The sequence below is a fragment of the Streptomyces sp. NPDC050534 genome, from assembly GCF_044457745.1.
Classification (GTDB): Bacteria; Actinomycetota; Actinomycetes; order Streptomycetales; family Streptomycetaceae; genus Streptomyces.
In genome coordinates, this window is sequence record NZ_JBITHF010000032.1 from 1 (window position 1) to 1,432 (window position 1,432).

The window sequence follows — 1,432 nt, forward strand, 5'->3', positions numbered from 1 at the left end:
GTCGTTGCCTCAGAACTAACACAGTGGACGCGAGCAACTGAGGACAAGCCCTCGGCCTATTAGTACCGGTCACCTCCACCAGTTACCTGGCTTCCAGATCCGGCCTATCAACCCAGTCGTCTACTGGGAGCCTTACCCCATCAAGTGGGTGGGAGTCCTCATCTCGAAGCAGGCTTCCCGCTTAGATGCTTTCAGCGGTTATCCCTCCCGAACGTAGCCAACCAGCCATGCCCTTGGCAGGACAACTGGCACACCAGAGGTTCGTCCGTCCCGGTCCTCTCGTACTAGGGACAGCCCTTCTCAAGACTCCTGCGCGCACAGCGGATAGGGACCGAACTGTCTCACGACGTTCTAAACCCAGCTCGCGTACCGCTTTAATGGGCGAACAGCCCAACCCTTGGGACCGACTCCAGCCCCAGGATGCGACGAGCCGACATCGAGGTGCCAAACCATCCCGTCGATATGGACTCTTGGGGAAGATCAGCCTGTTATCCCCGGGGTACCTTTTATCCGTTGAGCGACGGCGCTTCCACAAGCCACCGCCGGATCACTAGTCCCGACTTTCGTCCCTGCTCGACCCGTCGGTCTCACAGTCAAGCTCCCTTGTGCACTTACACTCAACACCTGATTGCCAACCAGGCTGAGGGAACCTTTGGGCGCCTCCGTTACTCTTTAGGAGGCAACCGCCCCAGTTAAACTACCCATCAGACACTGTCCCTGATCCGGATCACGGACCCAGGTTAGACATCCAGCACGACCAGACTGGTATTTCAACGACGACTCCCCCCGAACTGGCGTCCGGAGTTCACAGTCTCCCAGCTATCCTACACAAGCCGAACCGAACACCAATATCAAACTGTAGTAAAGGTCCCGGGGTCTTTCCGTCCTGCTGCGCGAAACGAGCATCTTTACTCGTAGTGCAATTTCACCGGGCCTATGGTTGAGACAGTCGAGAAGTCGTTACGCCATTCGTGCAGGTCGGAACTTACCCGACAAGGAATTTCGCTACCTTAGGATGGTTATAGTTACCACCGCCGTTTACTGGCGCTTAAGTTCTCAGCTTCGCCCGACCGAAATCGGACTAACCGGTCCCCTTAACGTTCCAGCACCGGGCAGGCGTCAGTCCGTATACATCGCCTTACGGCTTCGCACGGACCTGTGTTTTTAGTAAACAGTCGCTTCTCGCTGGTCTCTGCGGCCACCCCCAGCTCACCGTGTAAAACGGATCACCAAGCGTGGCCCCCCTTCTCCCGAAGTTACGGGGGCATTTTGCCGAGTTCCTTAACCATAGTTCACCCGAACGCCTCGGTATTCTCTACCTGACCACCTGAGTCGGTTTAGGGTACGGGCCGCCATGAAACTCGCTAGAGGCTTTTCTCGACAGCATAGGATCATCCACTTCACCACAATCGGCTCGGCATCAGGTCTCAGA

1 rRNA gene (cut by a window edge) is annotated in these 1,432 nt (G+C 56.6%); it reads right to left on the minus strand.

Features of this window, described 5'->3' with window-relative positions:
• Nucleotides 1–39 precede the first annotated feature (39 nt).
• Nucleotides 40–1,432, minus strand: a 23S ribosomal RNA gene (locus ACIBN2_RS46680) (it continues 1,796 nt past the right edge of the window).